Origin of the sequence: Pseudomonas sp. RIT-562, assembly GCF_026241895.1 — a bacterium.
Classification (GTDB): Bacteria; Pseudomonadota; Gammaproteobacteria; order Pseudomonadales; family Pseudomonadaceae; genus Aquipseudomonas; species Aquipseudomonas mandelii_F.
In genome coordinates, this window is sequence record NZ_JAPJIV010000006.1 from 43236 (window position 1) to 61503 (window position 18268).

Genomic DNA, 18268 nt, shown 5'->3' on the forward strand with positions numbered 1-18268 from the left:
GAACGCCGCTGGGCAGGTGCTGTACGGCGTTTTTGCCTCGCCGGGGCAACGCAGATATGGCCCCTGTGGGAGCAAGGCTTGCCCGCGATCGCGGTGTGTCAGGTAACGAACTCACCCGCAGGAAGACCGCTATCGCGAGCAAGCTTTGCTCCCACACCCAAACCAACACCCACATCCACATCTACCAAACCACCCGCTACAAATTCGCCTGCAGCCACTGCACAAAATTGCGCGCCAACGGACTGTTCTCACTGTCCCGATGCGTCAGCAGCGCCCAGTTCGGCCCGCGAATCGTGTCCTCCACCAAAGGCTGCAACAGCCCGCCATCGCGCGCAGTCTGGCTCAGCAGCTGACTGACCAACGCGATCCCGAGCCCGGCACAGGCCGCGTCCAGCAACAAACCGGGATCGGAAAAATTCAGGCCCTGATCACGCTGCCCCACGTCAATCCCGGACTCCACGGCCCAATGACTCCAGTCCATTTCCCGCTCGCCATGCAGGGTAGTGCGCTGCTCGGGCGGCACCGCCAGCACGTCCGGATGGCACGCCGGGTACAGGCGATCGGCATGCAGCACCTTGAAGCTGCACTCGGCCTGAGAGCTGATGTCATCGCGCACTGCGAGGTCGATGGTCTGGGTGGTCATGTCCGGCACTTCATCGGTGCTGAAAATCCACAGGTCTACTTCAGGATGCCGACGCCGAAAATCCTCCAGGCGCGGCAACAGCCAGTGCCGGGCAAAGGTCGGCGTGGTGTTGAGCACCAGTTGATTGGGTTTCTGATATTGCCCCAGGCGACGAATGCCCACCGCCAGTTGCTGCAGTAATGCCTGGGTAGTGCTGAGCAGATCATGGCCGGCATCCGTCAGGCTGACGCTGCGCCCACTGCGGAAAAACAGCGGCTGTTCCAGATAGGCCTCCAGTGTGCGGATCTGCTGACTGATGGCTGACTGGGTCAAGTGCAGCTCATCGGCCGCCTTGTGAAAACTGCCCAGGCGAGCGGCCGCTTCAAACCCGCGAAGCGTGCCGAGAGGGGGCCAGTGCTTAAGCATATTGATAAGTTCCTCTAATCACTTGTCCACAAAATCCATCGTTTGTTAGCCCGTAATCACGGCCGTAGCATGCATGCCAGCACCACGATTGCAGTTTTCATTGAACACAATGACTTAACCAAGGGGTTTATAGCATGCAGCACGAAGATCGTCAGAACAGTGGTTGGCAGATGCCGGCGGAGTGGGTCAAACACGCGGCGACCTGGATGGTCTGGCCGCACAATCAGGCGCTGTGGGAGTCGAACTGGGGCGTGACCTTGCCGCAGGTGCAAATCGATTTCGCCGGGGTCGCGAACGCCATTGCGCGTTTCGAACCGGTGAAGATGGTGGTCGATCCATCTGCCGTCGCCAGTGCCAAGGCACTCTGCGGGCCCAACATCGAACTGATCGAATTGGCGGTCAACGACAGCTGGTGCCGCGACTCCGGCCCAAGCTTCGTCTGCCATCCGCAACAGGGCCTGGCCGGTGTCAGCTGGCGGTTCAACGCCTGGGGAGGCAAGTCTGCCCACGACCTCGACGAAACCCTGGCACGCCGGGCACTTGAGGGTTTGGGCGTACCGTGCTTCGGCACGACGCTGAGCAATGAAGGCGGGGCAATCCATGTAGACGGCGAGGGCACGCTGATCACCACCGAGTCGGTACTGCTTAACCCCAACCGCAACCCCGGGGTGACCAAAGCCGAGATCGAAGAGATCTTCACACGCCTGCTGGGGGTCAAGAAAACCATCTGGCTCCCCGGCGACCCGGACTACGTCACCGGTGACGTGACCGATGGCCACGTCGACGGCGTGTGCGCCTTCGCCCGTCCTGGTGTGCTGTTGGTAGATGCCACCCACGACAGCAGCTCGCAGTACGCCGAAGTCGCCCGGGAAAACCGTCGCGCCCTGGAACTGGCCACCGATGCCCACGGGCGCAGTTTCGAACTGATCGAGCTGTACGAAGCCAGTGATGTCGTGGACGCCGACGCTGAAGTGTTCTGCGCCTCGTACACCAACTTCTGCATCGCCAACAACGCGATCATCATGCCGGCCTATGGCATCGATGCCGACCACGTTGCGGCCGAAGTATTGGCCCAGGCCTTCCCAGGTCGCGAGGTGGTGCCGGTGCGCATCAACGCCCTGGCCCATGGCGGTGGCGGGGTGCATTGCATCACCCAGCAACAGCCCGCCTGGCCAGTGCAGGGGTGATGCCATGAGTCTGTTAACCATCGCGACCACGCAGATGCCGTGCACCTGGGATTTGTCGAGCAACCTGGATCAAGCCGAACAGCTGGTACGGCAGGCGGCCGGGCAGGGCGCCCAGGTCATTCTTCTGCAGGAGCTGTTTGCCACTCCGTATTTCTGCATCGAGCAAAGCCATCAACACTTGGCGCTGGCGGAAGAATTCCAGGCCAGCAAGGTCCTAAAACGCTTCGCCGCCCTCGCCAAAGAGCTGGGGGTGGTGCTGCCGCTGAGCTGGTTCGAGCAGGCCGGCAACGCCTATTTTAATTCCCTGGCCGTGGCCGATGCCGATGGGCGTCTGCTGGGGGTGTACCGCAAGACGCATATCCCCAATGCCATCGGTTACCAGGAGAAGGAGTACTTCAGTCCCGGCGATACCGGCTTCCAGGTCTGGGACACGGCGTTCGGGCGCATCGGAGTCGGTATCTGCTGGGACCAGTGGTTCCCCGAGACCGCCCGCTGCCTGGCCCTGATGGGCGCCGAGGTCCTGCTGTTTCCGACCGCTATCGGCTCCGAGCCCGGTTGCGCAACCCTGGACTCTCGCGACCATTGGCAGATGACCATGCGCGGCCACGCGGCCGCCAACCTGCTGCCGGTGGTCGCCGCCAACCGCGTCGGTCGGGAAGTGGCGACCACCGATGCCGCCCTGCAAATGAATTTCTACGGCTCGTCTTTCATCTGCGATCACAAGGGCAAGCTACTGGCCGAAGCCGACCGCGACAGCACCGGCGTGCTGGTGCAACGGCTCGACCTGGATGCAATGCGCGAGGAGCGCCTGAGCTGGGGCATCTACCGCGACCGACGCCCGGACATGTACGGGGCGCTGCTGAGCCAGGACGGTCGTCAACTTCATGCACGCTGGAACACTCGAGGAGTCTGACATGCGCATTCCCCACACACTGCTGCTGGGCGCCTTGGGCCTGGCCGTTGCGTCAGCGTCGCTGCAGGCCGAAGAGAAAACTCTGCGGCTGTATAACTGGTCCGATTATTTTGCCGAAGACACCCTGGCCCGCTTCACCGCTGAAACCGGGATCCAGGTGATCTATGACGTCATGGACAGCAGCGAAACCCTGGAAGCCAAGATGCTCGCCGGCGGCAGCGGCTACGACCTGATCTTCCCCGGCGACACCGTCGCCGAACGCCTGATGCGCGCCGGCAGCCTGACGCCATTGGATCGCTCGAAAATCAGCGCAATGGACGACATCGAACCCGGTCTGCAAAAGCTGCGCTCGCAGTATGAAACGTCGAGCCAGGCCACCGTTCCCTACACCTGGGGCACCATCGGCCTGACCTATAACGCAGACCAGATCAAGCAACGCGCGGCGGATGCCCCGGTCAACAGCCTGGACTTGCTGTTCAAACCGGAACTGGCGGCAAAATTTGCCGACTGTGGCATCTCGATGATCGACTCTCCGGACGAAGTCCTGGCCGTGGTCGTCAATTACCTGGGCCGCAACCCACGCAGCGGCAAACCCGAAGACCTGGCCGCCGCGACCGAATTGCTGATGAAACTGCGACCGTACATTCGCAAGTTCCAGTCGCAACCCGTCACCGACCTGGTCAATGGCAACCTGTGCTTGTCCTTGGGCTACAGCGGCGACATGACCCAGGCCCAGCGCACCTCCGACGGCGCCGGCAAGAGCACGCGCTTCGAATATCGCGTCCCCCGCGAAGGCACCACGGTGTGGATGGACACCATGGCCATTCCGGTCGACGCCAAACACCCGGAGTACGCCTATGCGTTCATCAACTTCGTCATGCGCCCGGATAACATGGCCGCCATCAGCAACTTCACCGGCTACCCGACCTCCAGCGCCAAGGCCCGGCCGAGCGTCGATGCGACGATGCGCAACAACCCCGACATCTACCTTGATGAGGCCACCTACGCACGGCTGATTCCAGGCAAGGACATTTCCCAGACCGACATGCGCGCACGGATGCGCACCTGGACCAAATTCAAGACGGCCACCGCGAAATGAGCGTGCGGCATTAGACGAACCCAAAGGGGAGGGCGCGTGATGGCCAGGATCCGATTATTAGTAAACGGATCCTGTTATTTCGGCCCTCGCAGCTTGTAGCCGGTGCCATGAACCGTGTGCAGCAAGGGAATATCAAATGACTTGTCGATGATTTTGCGCAGCAGGTAAATATTGGTCCTCAAGCTATCGGAGTCCGGAGGATCGTTGCCCCAGATGGCTTGTTCGAACTCACGGCGTTTCACCACGCCAGGGCTCCGGCGCATCAGCAACTCAAGAAACACCATGTTGGTGGGGTTAAGTTTGAGTAACCCGCCGGCACGTCTGACTTCAAGAGCATCCAGGTCGTAGGTCAGGTCATGGATCTGCAACACGCGCTTTTTCAAACCGCTGAAACGCCGTGCAACCGCCTCGACCCGTGCGAGCAGCTCAGAAAGTGCAAAGGGCTTGACGATGTAGTCATCGGCACCGACTTTGAACCCGGATATCCGGTCACTCAGTTCGTCCCGAGCGGTCAGCATCAGAATGGGCGTCTGATGTTTGCTATTTTCCCGCAGGGTCTTGCACACGAGAATGCCATCCATGCCTGGCAACATCAGGTCCAGAATAATCGCGTCGAAATTACCGGTGACCGCAAGATGCAGGCCGCTCAACCCATCCAGCGCACCAGTCACTTCCCAGCCTTTCAGGGTGAAATACTCGCTAATGTTAGCGAGAATATCTTTATGGTCTTCGATAACAAGTAAGCGCATTGCGAGATCCTTTTTCTTGCAACTCAAATCATCCATGTCATGACAGCGGGCTAGTAGCCAGGCCTAGACGCTCTCTACTGCATTGCCGCCCAGTGGATTGGTGTTTGGGATCTTCGTGTGCTCGGGTTGCGCCAATTGCCGCCATCCGTAAAACGCCAGTGCAACCGCCAGTGTGCTGAACCAGACAATGACGCCAGCCCAGAACGTATGCGACATGAAGTGCCAACCCTGAACAATTCGCGTAGTACCGTAAATCGTTCCCAGCACCAGCGACGCATAAAGTGTCGCCTTGGCGTAACGCCATTGATACCGGCGCGCCACGAAGTACAAGGCGAGCATGGTAAAGCCCCCGGAAGCATGACCACCGGGCCAGCAACGGCCGGCACCGGCCTCATGCAACAGGTTGAAATTGCGAAACCATTCCTTCTTGTCCTCAATGCCGCCATATAGCGTGGTTTCTACCGGGCAATAAATGCTGGTATGGCTCTTGAAAAAGTGAATCATCCCAGTCGTTACCGCGAAGGCAACGACGATGAACAGAAAGTCACGCCGATGCTGGGTGGTAAATCGCAAAATTGGCGCGATACGCAATGCTTCCAGCCTGCGGATCAGCCCGCCATGGCCTTCAGGTTTGAGCAGTGGCCAAATAAATGAAAGTGCCGAGCCAATCAGCGCTAGTTCACCCGTCCAGTTTGGGATGATTCGCGGCCAGCGGTGGGTGAGATTCTCGAAGAAACGATCATGGGCAAATGGAAATGTGCCTGCTGGATAGTACAGCCAGTTACTGATCGTCTGGTCCAGCGAAGTGAGGTCAAAAATTATAAAAATCGCCAGACCGAAAACCAGCGGCAACCCCAGGTGCCAGGCGAAAAATCTCGTTTTTCCCGTTTCCACTCGCTATTTCCCGAACAATTATCGCCAAAGACAGCGGCCATGATGGCCACCGGGATGAAGTTAACTGAGCAAACCTCAATTTGTAGTGAAATCATTGTCAAAAACTTGCTGATCGACTCAATGGACCATTCGCTGGAGGGTTCCCCACCTGGGTGAACCTGCCCAGCGCATTATCAGTTACCAGACAACAGCCTGTTATCCGCTAACGTCCTGCACTGCGCAAACATATCAAGTGAAGAGTTGTACACCAGGGTGTTGACCTGCAGTAAACCCAACATCGAATGAAACAGGTTGTCTTGACTCAACGGCCTGTTGGTACTCTTCTGCAGGCAGTCGGTATCGAGATTGAACGCCTGTTTATAGCTGTCAGAAAACCAGGTCAGCAGGGGTACATGAGTCTGCTGGTCAGGGGCGAGCAAGTAGGGTGTGCCGTGCAGGAACAGATTGTATTCGCCTAATGACTCACCATGATCGGACAGGTAGATCATCGCAGTGTCGACTTTGTCCTGATTGGCTCGCAATATATCGATAAGGCTGGCCAATACATGGTCGGTATACAACAGCGTATTGTCATACCCATTGATAATGCTTTCCATAGTGCAATTATCAAGGGCATTGCTCTCGCAGACCGGAGTGAATTTCTCAAAGGCTTTTGGGTAACGCTTGAAGTATTCCGGGCCATGACTGCCCATCTGATGCAATACCAGCACGGTGTCTTTGTCCAGGTGGTCGATATAGTTCTGTAGACCTTTAAGCAGAATTTCATCCCGGCATTCATTTTTTGCGCACAATTGAGCGTCGACTGAGTGACTGATATCTTCGAAATTCACCCGATCGCAGGTTCCCTTGCATCCGGATTGGTTGTCCCGCCAGACGACGTTCAAACCCGCACGATTGAGGATATCGAGCACACCCTCCTGGGTTTTAGCGGTGGAGGCTTTGTAATCCTTGCGGTTCATATTGGAAAACATGCAGGGTACCGAGACGGCTGTCTCGGTGCCGCAGGAGGAGAAATCGGTGAATGCGATCAGCCCCTGTTCCTTCTGTAATTGCGGCGTGGTATCGCGTTTGTAGCCCAAAATGCCAAAGTTCTCGGCCCGTGCGCTTTCTCCCACCACCAGCACCGTCAGGGTTTTGCGGGTTCGTTGCGCCCATTGACTGCTCAGTACGGCGTCCTCACCGATCTTTTTGAAGGGTTTTTGAGCGGTGGCAAACTGCTCGCGCAGATAACTAACCGACGCGCCGATGTAATTGCTGGGCACCACCATCAACCGCAGCTCATGGTGGTTGCGAAACAGCGAGGACAAACCCTGATAGTTGAAGAGGGCGACGACGCCGAAAATAACCGCACAGCCTGCACAGACCAACGCTTTACTGATTAACTCTCGATGCCAGCGTCGGTAGTGGAGGGGGGTCAACCACAGCAGCAGTGACGGCAAGACACCCAGCAGCAAGATATAAAAAAACAGCTTTGCAGAAAGCAAGCCCCCGACTTCAGTTGCATTCGTTTCAGCAAAATTTCGAAGCATGCCTGTGTCGATTAAAACACCGTATCGGCTCATGAAGTAAGCAACGCCCGCACTGACCATAAACAAAATTGTTAATACGGGTTTTAAAACGTTATTAAAGGCGAGCACATTGAGGGTGATATTAAATAAACAAAATATCATGATGCCGAACGCGGGAAGCAGCAATAAGCTCGATTGATTATCTTCGACAATGTTGAACAGATGCTGCCACAGAACGGAGTTAAACATTAGCAACAAGAAGGCGCTGGCGATTGCGATCACAAATTCCGCGCGAGCGGCCTTTATTCTAAACATGGAAAATCCGCTTTAAAAATTGAGGTGCGGCGAGCTACGGGAGTAGGCCGGCGTGCTGGATAAAGCGAACTCTAGGTGCGCAATGATCAATTTTATGTGAAAGAAATGCCAAGGAAAGGTCGGCTAAATGTGATGTTCACTTCACATAACGTTACTGGGACGCATCGTCCGCTGTCGACTTCCCTCAACTATTTTTTGACATTTCATTCACTAACTAGCCACAGGACTAATCGTACTGTGGGGATATGAGACGCTAATGACCTCGCCGGCAATTTTTAATCAGCTTTTTAGCTACGGAGCAATCGTGTGGCTCGCGCACAATATCCAATGTCGATTTCAACGAGTAAAGCCTCGCGCACGCCAGGTTTTAGCAGGACTGTCCTTAAAAGGTTAATGTTGTCTGGCTTGCTACTGGCCTTGTCGACAGTGCTCGCCTGGTTATTGACCGCCACGCGTGTGATCGATTTGGGCGAAGCTGACACTGTTACCCAGTCAAAACTGTCTGCTGAATGGGAACGAGGAAACCTGGTGCTTATGATCAGGCATGCTGAACGCTGCGACCGTTCCACCAACCCGTGCCTGGGCAGTGCTGATGGGATCACCTTCAATGGCAGTCAGACAGCGACGGCCGTCGGTGTCGGTTTACAGCGTCTGGGGCTGCAGCAGGCCCAACTCATTGCCAGTCCATTAACCCGCACCAGACAGACCGCAGAATTTATCTTGGGTCAGGTAGTACCTACTCAAAGTTGGGTAGAGGACTGCAACAGTGGATTCAAGGATGCCGTGCTAGCGCACAAGAAGGCGCATGAAAACCTGGTGCTGATCACCCACAGCGGCTGTATCGATCAATTCCAACGCAAGCTGGGCGTGCGCGCAGGGCAACGTGACAGCGCCTACACGCAAGCTTTTTTCGTCAAAGTAGACGGCAAGCAAGCGCCTCGCATTCTCGGTTCGCTGGATGCGATGGACTGGGGCAAACTGCCAGACCTGCAGTCACGTTAGCCAGCAGGGTGAAAGTCCGAGATTGAGGGTGATCTGGGGAGCGGTAAAATATAATTCAACTAAAGAGACATTTAGTATAGTTAAATCCTACCGCATCTCGCTCACCTAATAGAGCAGGTCTTTCATCTCTTTATAAGTAGGAGCGCCAGTGTGTGCTTGGAGTGTTTAGTCCAGCAAAGGATTTTGAGCACGTTTATCGTTAGAACCTTGGCTACAGCACCTCAGCAATCGATAACAGTGGAACTATCCAATCGGCTATGGCGAATGGTCGAAACTCAGTCACGCCAAATCACGCGAAATATCAATTGCGCCGACAAACCATATGCTTCAACCAACACACTGAGCCAACCGCAGGATCATTTGAACGCAGCAAGCACAGCCCAAACACAAATCACCGTAGGAGCTGCCGAAGGCTGCGATTTTCTGATCTTGATTCACCAAACCAGAGGCACCAGACCGAACCATCGCAGACTGCGAAATACATCGGCTACCAAATCAACGTCATCGAATCACCGAGAGGCGAACACAAACACAGCTGTGCGATCATCACCAACGCAGACCAACCAGACCCCAGGCAATAGAACAAGCCCAAGGCTCAGACCATCAAGTGGCCGCCAACTGGGAAAGGACCACCTCAAAATCTGCGTGCAACCGGGCTAACCGCGCATTCCATCATTACGCATAATGTATATTATGTTAAACTAGGTGTCAGGACGGCACTTCCCCAAAGGTCTGTGAAGCACGCCGAACTAAATCTCCGAAATCCTTGCAACTGAAATTCCAAATTGGTGATGGGTTTTCCATTTTGCATATTCCGTACGCGGTCATTTTGTAGGTTCCAAGAGTGCCGGGAATTAATAATCATTTTTCGGCGCCGTCGTTCTTTGGGTTTGGCGAGGCTCCTGTACTAGCCATGCGTGACACCTACTGTTTCGTCCCGTGCGGCTAAAATCACGCTGTTGACCTCAGTGGACAGGAGGTCTTGTGGACGTTTGCCTCCAAGGAACGCGTTAGGCGAGATAAACCAGAATGAAACTCCCCAACCATTTTTCATGGGGTAAAGAATTGATAATATATCCTTGAGGGCAGGAATTGGGCTGGCCCCGCCTTCCGCCGGGAACGCGTAAACTGGAAAAGACTTGAAGTCCCCGTGTTCGATCGAGAAAATTCGGCGGTCCGCTTCCCACTCCTTGAGTGCGGCGCTCATGAGTTGAACGTGGATGCCTAGATGATCAGCCAAATCCTGAGCCAGAAGGAAGTCTCCGCTGGAGAGGATATGAGATCTGGCGAGGTCGAACATTTTGCGTTCTCTTTCTTCGATCGTCCGGCGCTTGTCATCTGTGCGTGTAAGCCCGGCCTCCGGCGCTGAATACCAGTCTGGGTTATCATCTAGTACTGGTTTACCCGAACGACTAGAGCTTTCGGCACGAAGGAGCGCCTGGCCCGAGACATCTTTAACGCCTTTACCAGGTTTCCGTGTCACGAATCTCCTGCCGGTTGCCATTAAATTCTCCCACTACGTGAAGCGCACTGTTGCTCAACACGGCACTGTATCTAGAAACTGTTTGCGATCTTTTTTGATCAAAACGAGTCGATGTGCTGCGCCTCGAGCATGAACTTAGCTCTCAAAAACCAATTGCACGTGTTGAGTTTTCGCCTTCGTTTGATGACTGCTTTCTCATGCACACCGCAGGTCGCGATCGCAGATAAATGCCGGCAATTACTCAGGGGGCTCTTCATCGTCGGGTAGATTGACCGCGTTGACCATACGAGTAATGACTATAGACAGCCAGGTTTGATGAGCATCAAGTTCTGTGTCGACGTCACCCCTCGCGTTGGACGTTTCGTAGAGTGATCTCCAGTCGAGGATATCTGTTGGCTCGACCTTAGCGTTGTCTCGGAAAACAGCTTTTGAAGCAAGCCGATATGCGTATGTATCCATGCAAGCCTCTCCCCTTCTCTTGAGCTTGACCCTGGCAAAATCAAACACATTTTCAGCGGTCCATCTTGCAGAGCCGTTAAGTGCTGGCGGAATCGCGAGCAGGACTCCAACAATGGCTTTTTCTGAATCTGGTCGATCCATTTCATTGAAGAGATCGATCAGTTTTTGGCCGGAAAAGCGCTTGATTATCTCCACACCTTGCTCCGGTTGAGCAATGCTCGCCACTGCTACAATAAGCATAGTTGAGGGGCCATGCTCATTACCGATCCCGGATAACTGACGAGCACTTATCTGTAGTGCGGCCATAAAAACCTCGTAAAATGAACACTATAGATTGTAGTTCTATAGAGCTCAAGAAGGCTTCATTGTTCCTTTTGTGGATAAAGCAAAATGGAGCTGCGGGAAGCGTTTGCCATTGCATTGCGCAACACACGGATTCGCCAGGGGTTGACTCAAGAAGATTTTGGAATCGTCAGCAGTAGGACATACCTCAGCACCCTAGAGCGAGGCCTCAAGAACGTCACTCTGGAGAAAGCATCGGAGCTCGCTGGAAGAATGGGCATACATCCGCTTACCCTTCTTTTCCAGAGTTTTTTGCTCCTCGAGCCTGACGCGGACTTAGACTTGCTGCTTGAGCGTATCCGACAAGAGAGCCTTTCCTTCCCTTCCAATTCCCCGACTCATAGATAGACTCATAGATAGAAGCCGTAACCCGAGCTCTGGCAGGCGACGCGAAATTCTACATTGCATACGGACTCGAATTGAAGTTTGTAGCGGCGGTCGAGGCGCATAGGCATGATGGATTCTGGAAAATTTATTCAAGTCGATCGAGGCGCAGGTGCGCCACGACCCGCTAACCCAAGTGACCAAATTAACAAGCGTCTCCATGCTTTCTTGCTTCTGGCTGAAAGTCGCTACGCAGATGGTACTGCAGCGCAGATAACGGATGCTGCACCTCCGGTGCATGAGCGGTGTAAGCGGTGGCACGCAGATGACGCGTTCGAGATGCGGCGCATGAGTCCACTGCAAAATAAGGTAGGTACCGTTACGGGTTACCGCGTCATGATACAACAGGGGCGCGGGCCAAAAGGCGTACGGTACCATTCGTCATTCCGAGCCTCTCATTTCGACGGATCTCTCGCTGCGGCTCTTCGGCACGCTAAAGCCTGGCGCGATACCACCGAGCTTAAGCTCGGAATAAGACCCGGCAGCTTGCGCTCCAAAGGCCCTGAACGGCCGTGGTCAGGTGTCTCGCTGATCGTTTCGCACTCCAGTACTGGTCGTTCCTACTGGGGGAGCAATGAAGCTCCTGGCAAGAAGCGACTGCGCGCTTATATCGGGAGGCGAACCTATGTCGATGCGTACCACGATCTCATACGGCGCATTGCTGAGCGTGACGGCGTTCCCCTGCCTTGCGAGCTCCCCTCGCCGCCTGCTCCTCGCCGCGAACAAGTCCGCCGGATGATCAAAGCAGGGTTGATCGACACTCCAGAGCCAATTGGCACCAAAAAGCAGCGCCAAAAATCGTCATAGCGGATCTTCGAAACCTACTTTGACTGGTGCTTCATCTAAAATCCGGTAGCGTGACGGTATGTCCTTCAGGACATGCTTAAAATGAAACACACTCCTATCTATGTTCCCCTCAGGTACCTGACTGGCAGCTTCTATTCGGTCACTGATTCGCCGGTTGGAATTTGAATGAGTGTCCTCTGGATGATTAGCTGATGGCCTTCAAGGCCTGTTCCTGAAATTGAGCCAGCAGCACGCGCCGCAGCACCTTGCCCACTGGAGATTTGGGAATCTGATCGATGAACTGGTACCGCCGTGGCCGCTTGAACTTGGCCAGGCCCGAAGCGATGCAATGGGCATCGAGGTCGCCTTCCGAGACCTCGGCGCGCAGCTTGATAAACGCAGCAATGATCTTGCCCCACTGCTCGTCGGGCAGACCGACCACCACCACTTCTTCCACGGCCGGGTGCAGGGAAAGCATGTTTTCGATTTCTGCCGGGCTGACGTTTTCGCCGCCGGTGATGATCAAGTCATCGACACGGCCCGTGACGAACAGATCGCCCTCCAGGTCGAAGTAGCCGATGTCACCGGTGAAATACCATCCGTCACGCAACGCCTTGGCGGTCGCTTCGGGGCGGTTCAGATAGCCTTCGAACGCCTCGTCACTCGCCAGGTCGGCGATGATCTGGCCCTCCTCCAACGGGTTGACCTGCACGTCCGCCGTTTCAGCATCGAGCGGTACCACGCGCACGCGCTGGTTCATTGCACTGCGCCCTGACGAACCGGGTTTGCGGCTGGCTTGCTGGTCGATGGTGAAGGTGTAGATCTCCGAGCTGCCGTAATGATTGACAAACAATTGCGGCTGGAATGCCTGCTCGACTCGACGCATCAAACCGTCGCTCATCGGCGCACCGGCAAAGCCGATTTTTTCCACACTGGCGACTCGCTCCCGGGCAAAGCCCAGGTGTTCGATGAGCATGTGGTAGAGCGTCGGCACCAGGTACAGGTTGCTGACCTTTTCCCGCTCGATGGCCTGCAGCGTGGCTTCCACGTCGAACTTCGGTACACAGACGAAATGCCCGTCGATCAGCGCCATGGACAGCAACGAACGCACGCCCATGGTGTGGTAGAGCGGCATGACACCCAGCGTGCACTCGCTCTGGCGGTAAAGGTTTTGCGCGACGTGGGCAACCGCCGCGGCGCGTTCGGTACGGTGCCGACGGGGCACGCCCTTGGGCTTGCTGGTGGTTCCTGAGGTGTACAGCAGCAGTGAAAAGTCTTCGGCGTCGGCCTCCAGAATGATGCCGGAGGGGGTCTGCGAACACAGTTCCTCGAAACTCAGGTCGGTGTTGGCGGCACAGAGTCCGGTGGCGATCCGTGGCAGCCTCGTGGCGGCGCTGCAACCCGCCACGGCGGTCACGGTAGCGTCGTCGTAAGCCACTGCACGGATTTGCGCATCTTCGATGCAGTAGCCCAGTTCATCGGCAGTCGAACGCCAGTTCAACGGGGTCATGACGATGCCCGCAAACTGACAGGCCCAATGCAGGGTTGCCATCTGCCAACGGTTTTGCATCGCTACCAGCAGTCGATCACCGCGTTGCAGCCCAAGGCATTGCAAGCCCCAGGCGGCGCTCTGGATATCGACGAACCATTCTTCATAGGTTTTCTTCAACGCACCGTCACTGACCGCCACGGCATGCGGTCGGCGTTCAACGGCAGCGAGGAAACTGCGTCCGAGATCGAACATTTTTGTTATACCCCTTTGTTCGTTTGGCGCTGGGCAGCGACTTCGAGCACGGCCTGAACGATGCCGGTGTAACCCGTGCAGCGACATAGGTGCCCCGAAAGCATGTCGCGTACCTGGGTCTCGTCCGGGTTGGGTACCCGCTCGAGAAAATCCACGCAGGACATGAGAATGCCCGCAGTGCAAAAGCCACACTGCAAGGCGTGATGACGGCGAAAGGCTTGTTGCAGGTCGCTCAGAGTGTCGTCGTCAGCCAGGGACTCGACGGTCTCGATACGCCGCTCGTGCCCCTGTACTGCGAGCATCAGGCAGGAACGCATCGCGACTCCGTCCACCAGCACCGTGCAGGCACCGCAGACACCGTGTTCGCATCCGACATGGACACCGGTGGCGCCGAGGTCGTGGCGCAGGAAGTCGCAGAGTTGGGTCCGCGGTTCAGCCAGGGCTTCGCGGGAGCGGCCGTTGAGTTCCAGGCGAATCGGAAAGGTTTGGTCGGCAGTTACACGCATGTTCAGACTCCTTCGATCAGCTGATGACCCAGCTCGCGAATCAGTTGGCGGCGATAGGCAGCGCTGGCCTGCACGTCGTCTTGTGCGTCGAGCGACCAGGCGGTTTGATTGAGCGCTTCCGGCAGCCCCGCACCACGAGGCAGACTGCGACGTTGCGGGCGGTCGGCGACCCCGCCGATGCCGAGTTCGACCTGGTCCGCGCCGATGGCCGCGGCCAGGGAGACAATTGCAAAGTCGCCGTGGCGCATGGCGATCTCGCGGAAGCGATAGGTAATGCCTTCGCGCTTGAGCGGAAAACGCACCTCGGCAACCAGTTCATCCGCACGCTTGTCGGTGGTGAGAATGCCTTGGAAGAAGTCGGCAGCCTTGACGATGCGCTTGCCTTTTTTCGACTCAAGAACGATCTCGCCACCCAGCGTCACCAGGCACAGCGGTAACTCGGCGCTCGGGTCGGCATGAGCCACCGAGCCGCAGACTGTGCCGCGATTACGCGTCTGGAAGTGACCGATCCAGGGCATCGCCAGTGCCAATAAAGGCACCTCGTCCATCAGGGTCGAACGCGCCAGCAACTGCGCCTGCCGTACCCCGGCACCTACCGCCAGACAATCCTTGCGCAGTTCGATATAGGCCAGGTCAGCCACATGATTGATATCGATCAGCAACTTGGGTTGAGCCAGGCGCATGTTTAGCACCGCCATCAGCGATTGGCCTCCGGCGATGATGCGAGCTTCCTGGCCATACTCGGCGAGCAACTCAACGACCTGACGACGGTTTTCAGCCCGAACGTAATCGAAAGCAGCCGGTTTCATTGCGCACCTCCCTTGCCAAACAGCGCGCCAAGCGAGGCCCGCAGGCGAGCCCACCAGCCGGTGGAGATGGCTTGGCCGCTGACCCGTTGTGACAGGCGAGTAAATATTTGTCCGATGATCACCTTCGAGGCCCCTTGCAACATTCGGCCGCCGACCGCGGCGACTTTGCCGCTGACCGCCACCTGGTATTGGTATTCCAGACGTGTGTGGCCATTTTCCAGTTCGACGAAACGAACCTTGGCCTGGCCTTGAGCAGAGCCCATCGAACTGCTGCCGGAACCGGACAGACGCAATGAATGCGGTGGGTCCAGATCACTCAGGGCAACCTTGGCCTCGAAGCGCGCGCGGATCATGCCGACGCCGACGGTGACATCTGCGCGGTAGCGGTTTTCGCCTTCAAGCACGAGGTCGTGACAACCGGGAATGATCGCCGCCAGCGTCTGCGGGTCGAGCAAGGTGTCGAAGACCTGTTGCGGCGAAGCAGGAATCACCACCGAGTCGTTGGCCCGCAGTGCCGGTCCACCGGCAGGTGCGTCCAGGTTGTCATCGGCCTCCATACCGGCGGGCCGTGGCGGCTCGTCGATGCCGATGAGCGTGCGTACTTTTGATGGCGTCAGTGGCAAACGGATGTCCGAGCGACCGAGGGCATCGGCCACCGCGTTGGCGATGCACACCGGCGTGCTCATATTGTTGCCCTCGCCTACACCCTTGGCGCCCAGTGGGGTGAATGGCGATGGCGTTTCCATGTGCAGAATCACCGGTTCGATCACTTCCGGTGCGGTCGGCACCAGATAATCGGCGAAGGTCCCGGAGAGGAAACTACCGTCCTCGCCATAGGCGAACTCTTCCATCAGCGCCGCGCCGAGGCCTTGGGTGAAGCCGCCACGAATCTGGCCATCGACCAGCGCCGGGTTGAGCAGGCGGCCGGCGTCATGGCAGGTGACGTAGCGATCGATGTGGATCTCGCCGGTCATGCGGTCGATTTCCAGACCGCAGATGTCGAAGACAAAGCCGTAGCACAGCGAGCTGTTGACCTGATCCTGGTCGTCCGGTGCCTCCAATTGCGGCGGGCTCCAGAAGGCGGTTTCACGCAGACCGCCGTTTTCCCCTTCCGGCAGCAGGCCCGGCGACCAGTGGGTCGCACCGGCAATCCGATGGAATGGCGCCACCGCCCCGCCATTGACCACAAAAATCTTGCCGCCGGCGAAACGGATATCTTCGGGACTGGCCTGTAATTGCTCGGCGGCAATCGCGGCGAGGCGATCGCGGATCTTCAGCGCGGCCTTGTAGACGGCACCGGCCACGGCGCCGGCGAAGCGGCTGGAATAGTTGCCCGAGGCAATCGACCAGGCGTCCTTCTGGGTATCGAGCTCGACGTTGACCACGATGGACTCCAGCGCAACCCCAAGCACTTCGGCGACGACCTGAGCGACGGTGGTTTGATGGCCCTGCCCTTGCGGTGCCGAGGACACGTGCACACTGACGTCACCCAATGGTCCGACGTTGATGGTGGCGGTGGCGACAGCGCCGTTTTTCGGACCGGCCTTGCGCCGCTCTTCGGGTGTCATCGCGGTGGTGATGTAGCCCATGTTGGAAATCGACGGTTCGATGACCGCGGCATAACCAATGCCATAGATCCGGCCTTCGGCACGCGCCTGATCACGACGTTTGAGCAACTCGTCGAGACCGCCATCAGCCGCCGCCAAGGCAATGCCTGCCTGGTAATTGCCGGAATCGAGCAACGCACCGGCCGCCGCACGATAAGGGAAGGCATCGGCCGGCACCAGGTTGCGGCGGATCACGTCCAACGGATCAAGCTTCAACTGCACGGCGATGTGTTGCAGCAGCCGTTCAAGGGCGAAATACACCTGCGGGCCACCGAAACCACGGTTCAGGCCGGACGGGGTTTTGTTGGTCAGCACCACCCGGTTGCGCACTTGCAAATTGCGGATCGCGTAGGCACCCGTCAGGTTGCCGTGCATGCGGTAGAAAGTCGCCGGTTCCGGCGCTCTCAGGTAGGCACCACAATCGTCGATCTGGTCATAACGCAACGCGGTGATGCGGCCATCGGCTTCTACCGCCGCTTCAATTTCGGTGACCCGATTGGTCGCCGAAGAAGCCCCCTGAAGATGTTCCAGACGGTCCTCGACCCACTTCACCGGTGCACCGACCTTGCGTGACGCCAGGCCCATCATCACCACGTAAGGGAAAACCCCTTGCTTGATGCCAAAGCTGCCGCCGGAATCTTTCGGTGTGCGCAAACGCAGGCGGTTGCCGGGCACATTCAGTGCCCGGGCCATGACCGTGTGCAGCGCATAGGGACCCTGGAAATTGGCCAGCACGTCATAAATGCCTGTGGCGCGCTCGTACTGAGCCAGCACCACATAGCATTCAATGGGTGTGCAGGAACTGCGCGGAAACTTCACTTTGAGCGAGACCTTGTGCGGCGCCTGCTCGAACGCCTGCTCCGGCTCGCCATAACGAAAGTGCCGCTCGTTGACCACGTTGCTGCCGACGGCTTCGTGCAGGATCGGCGCCTGTTCGGCGGTGGCCAGTTCCGGATCGATGATCGGCGGCAACGGCTCGTATTCAACGCGCACCCCTTCGATCGCGTCCTCGGCCAGATAGCGGCTCTCAGCGATCACCACGGCCACCGGCTCTCCGACATAACGCACTTTGTCGACGGCGACGCACCAGTGCTCCATCGGCTGACGCACACCCACCGGGAACGGTAGCGCCCAGCGTTTGACGTCTTCGCCGACCAGCACGCCGTGCACACCTTTCATCAGCAGCGCACGGGAAAAGTCCACCGAGGTAATCCGCGCATGAGCGTGGGGTGAACGGATAATCGCCGCATGTAGCGTACCCGGAGGAATCGCCGCGTCATCGGCATAGCAGCCGAGGCCACGCAACAATGCGGCGTCCTCGACACGGGTCTGACGGGCGCCGATATGGCCGGTCTGGCTTTCGGTAGCAGGCTGGAAACTAGTCATTTTTTTCGCGGCTCTTGTTGTTGTGCAGCGCGATAGCGTTAGAGCCG

The 18268-nt window shown here is 57.3% G+C and carries 15 protein-coding genes; 5 read left to right on the top strand and 10 right to left on the bottom strand.

The window, feature by feature from the left end:
* Positions 1-196: 196 nt before the first annotated feature.
* Positions 197-1048, bottom strand: a complete 852-nt coding sequence (locus tag ORL50_RS09965) for a LysR substrate-binding domain-containing protein (RefSeq protein ID WP_266013398.1) — start codon at positions 1046-1048, stop codon at positions 197-199.
* Between the two features lie 134 nt (positions 1049-1182).
* Here ORL50_RS09965 and ORL50_RS09970 point away from each other — a divergent pair, with 134 nt between their 5' ends.
* Genes ORL50_RS09970 through ORL50_RS09980 form a run of 3 tightly spaced genes read left to right on the top strand, consistent with a single transcriptional unit; the run spans position 1183 to position 4247 of the window.
* Complete coding sequence (locus ORL50_RS09970) at positions 1183-2235, top strand: agmatine deiminase family protein (RefSeq protein WP_266013402.1); 1053 nt, start codon at positions 1183-1185, stop codon at positions 2233-2235.
* A gap of 4 nt (positions 2236-2239) precedes the next feature.
* Entirely contained in the window at positions 2240-3148 is a 909-nt protein-coding gene (aguB, locus tag ORL50_RS09975) for an N-carbamoylputrescine amidase (protein WP_266013405.1), read from the top strand.
* 1 nt (position 3149) lies between these two features.
* The gene (locus tag ORL50_RS09980; RefSeq protein ID WP_266013408.1) at positions 3150-4247 is read left to right on the top strand and encodes an extracellular solute-binding protein; all 1098 of its coding nucleotides are present in this window, start codon (positions 3150-3152) and stop codon (positions 4245-4247) included.
* Between the two features lie 74 nt (positions 4248-4321).
* Here the strand turns inward: ORL50_RS09980 and ORL50_RS09985 are convergent, their stop codons facing one another.
* The 3 genes from ORL50_RS09985 to ORL50_RS09995 all read right to left on the bottom strand — a co-directional run bounded on the left by ORL50_RS09985 (position 4322) and on the right by ORL50_RS09995 (position 7713).
* The gene (locus tag ORL50_RS09985) at positions 4322-4996 is read right to left on the bottom strand and encodes a response regulator transcription factor (protein WP_266013962.1); all 675 of its coding nucleotides are present in this window, start codon (positions 4994-4996) and stop codon (positions 4322-4324) included.
* Between the two features lie 63 nt (positions 4997-5059).
* Positions 5060-5890 carry a phosphatase PAP2 family protein gene (locus ORL50_RS09990; protein WP_266013411.1) on the bottom strand — a complete coding sequence of 277 codons (831 nt, stop codon included), beginning with the start codon at positions 5888-5890 and terminating at the stop codon, positions 5060-5062.
* 173 nt (positions 5891-6063) lie between these two features.
* A complete protein-coding gene (locus ORL50_RS09995; RefSeq protein ID WP_266013414.1) occupies positions 6064-7713 on the bottom strand; it encodes a phosphoethanolamine transferase in 1650 nt (549 codons plus the stop codon).
* Between the two features lie 306 nt (positions 7714-8019).
* Between ORL50_RS09995 and pmrG the strand changes: the two genes are divergently transcribed.
* Positions 8020-8715, top strand: a complete 696-nt coding sequence (gene pmrG / locus ORL50_RS10000; RefSeq protein ID WP_266013417.1) for a lipopolysaccharide core heptose(II)-phosphate phosphatase PmrG — start codon at positions 8020-8022, stop codon at positions 8713-8715.
* A 907-nt stretch (positions 8716-9622) separates the two neighbouring features.
* Here the strand turns inward: pmrG and ORL50_RS10005 are convergent.
* Both ORL50_RS10005 and ORL50_RS10010 read right to left on the bottom strand, forming a co-directional pair.
* Positions 9623-10219 (bottom strand): hypothetical protein, encoded by a 597-nt coding sequence (locus ORL50_RS10005; protein WP_266013420.1) that lies wholly within the window; start codon positions 10217-10219, stop codon positions 9623-9625.
* 216 nt (positions 10220-10435) lie between these two features.
* Entirely contained in the window at positions 10436-10963 is a 528-nt protein-coding gene (locus ORL50_RS10010) for a hypothetical protein (protein WP_266013424.1), read from the bottom strand.
* Between the two features lie 84 nt (positions 10964-11047).
* Between ORL50_RS10010 and ORL50_RS10015 the strand changes: the two genes are divergently transcribed.
* Positions 11048-11347 (top strand): helix-turn-helix domain-containing protein, encoded by a 300-nt coding sequence (locus ORL50_RS10015; protein WP_266013426.1) that lies wholly within the window; start codon positions 11048-11050, stop codon positions 11345-11347.
* A 1027-nt stretch (positions 11348-12374) separates the two neighbouring features.
* On the opposite strand, the gene ORL50_RS10020 is transcribed toward ORL50_RS10015, so the two are convergent.
* The 4 genes from ORL50_RS10020 to ORL50_RS10035 are packed head-to-tail and all read right to left on the bottom strand — an operon-like array spanning position 12375 to position 18221.
* The gene (locus ORL50_RS10020; RefSeq protein ID WP_266013429.1) at positions 12375-13913 is read right to left on the bottom strand and encodes an AMP-binding protein; all 1539 of its coding nucleotides are present in this window, start codon (positions 13911-13913) and stop codon (positions 12375-12377) included.
* 5 nt (positions 13914-13918) lie between these two features.
* Positions 13919-14419: a (2Fe-2S)-binding protein gene (locus ORL50_RS10025; protein ID WP_008060977.1), complete on the bottom strand. Its 501-nt coding sequence runs from the start codon at positions 14417-14419 to the stop codon at positions 13919-13921.
* Positions 14420-14421: 2 nt separating this feature from the next.
* Positions 14422-15228, bottom strand: a complete 807-nt coding sequence (locus ORL50_RS10030) for an FAD binding domain-containing protein (RefSeq protein ID WP_266013443.1) — start codon at positions 15226-15228, stop codon at positions 14422-14424.
* A complete protein-coding gene (locus ORL50_RS10035; RefSeq protein WP_103406138.1) occupies positions 15225-18221 on the bottom strand; it encodes a xanthine dehydrogenase family protein molybdopterin-binding subunit in 2997 nt (998 codons plus the stop codon). The genes ORL50_RS10030 and ORL50_RS10035 overlap by 4 nt, the downstream gene beginning before the upstream one ends.
* Positions 18222-18268 lie beyond the last annotated feature (47 nt).

Coding starts and splice junctions, on each gene's coding strand:
- ORL50_RS09995 (WP_266013414.1), bottom strand. CDS start 7,713: ATGTTTAGAATAAAGGCCGCTCGCGCGGAATTTGTGATCGCAATCGCC.
- ORL50_RS09970 (WP_266013402.1), top strand. CDS start 1,183: ATGCAGCACGAAGATCGTCAGAACAGTGGTTGGCAGATGCCGGCGGAG.
- ORL50_RS10030 (WP_266013443.1), bottom strand. CDS start 15,228: ATGAAACCGGCTGCTTTCGATTACGTTCGGGCTGAAAACCGTCGTCAG.
- aguB (WP_266013405.1), top strand. CDS start 2,240: ATGAGTCTGTTAACCATCGCGACCACGCAGATGCCGTGCACCTGGGAT.
- ORL50_RS10035 (WP_103406138.1), bottom strand. CDS start 18,221: ATGACTAGTTTCCAGCCTGCTACCGAAAGCCAGACCGGCCATATCGGC.
- ORL50_RS10005 (WP_266013420.1), bottom strand. CDS start 10,219: ATGGCAACCGGCAGGAGATTCGTGACACGGAAACCTGGTAAAGGCGTT.
- ORL50_RS10020 (WP_266013429.1), bottom strand. CDS start 13,913: ATGTTCGATCTCGGACGCAGTTTCCTCGCTGCCGTTGAACGCCGACCG.
- ORL50_RS09965 (WP_266013398.1), bottom strand. CDS start 1,048: ATGCTTAAGCACTGGCCCCCTCTCGGCACGCTTCGCGGGTTTGAAGCG.
- ORL50_RS10015 (WP_266013426.1), top strand. CDS start 11,048: ATGGAGCTGCGGGAAGCGTTTGCCATTGCATTGCGCAACACACGGATT.
- ORL50_RS10010 (WP_266013424.1), bottom strand. CDS start 10,963: ATGGCCGCACTACAGATAAGTGCTCGTCAGTTATCCGGGATCGGTAAT.
- ORL50_RS09985 (WP_266013962.1), bottom strand. CDS start 4,996: ATGCGCTTACTTGTTATCGAAGACCATAAAGATATTCTCGCTAACATT.
- ORL50_RS10025 (WP_008060977.1), bottom strand. CDS start 14,419: ATGCGTGTAACTGCCGACCAAACCTTTCCGATTCGCCTGGAACTCAAC.
- ORL50_RS09980 (WP_266013408.1), top strand. CDS start 3,150: ATGCGCATTCCCCACACACTGCTGCTGGGCGCCTTGGGCCTGGCCGTT.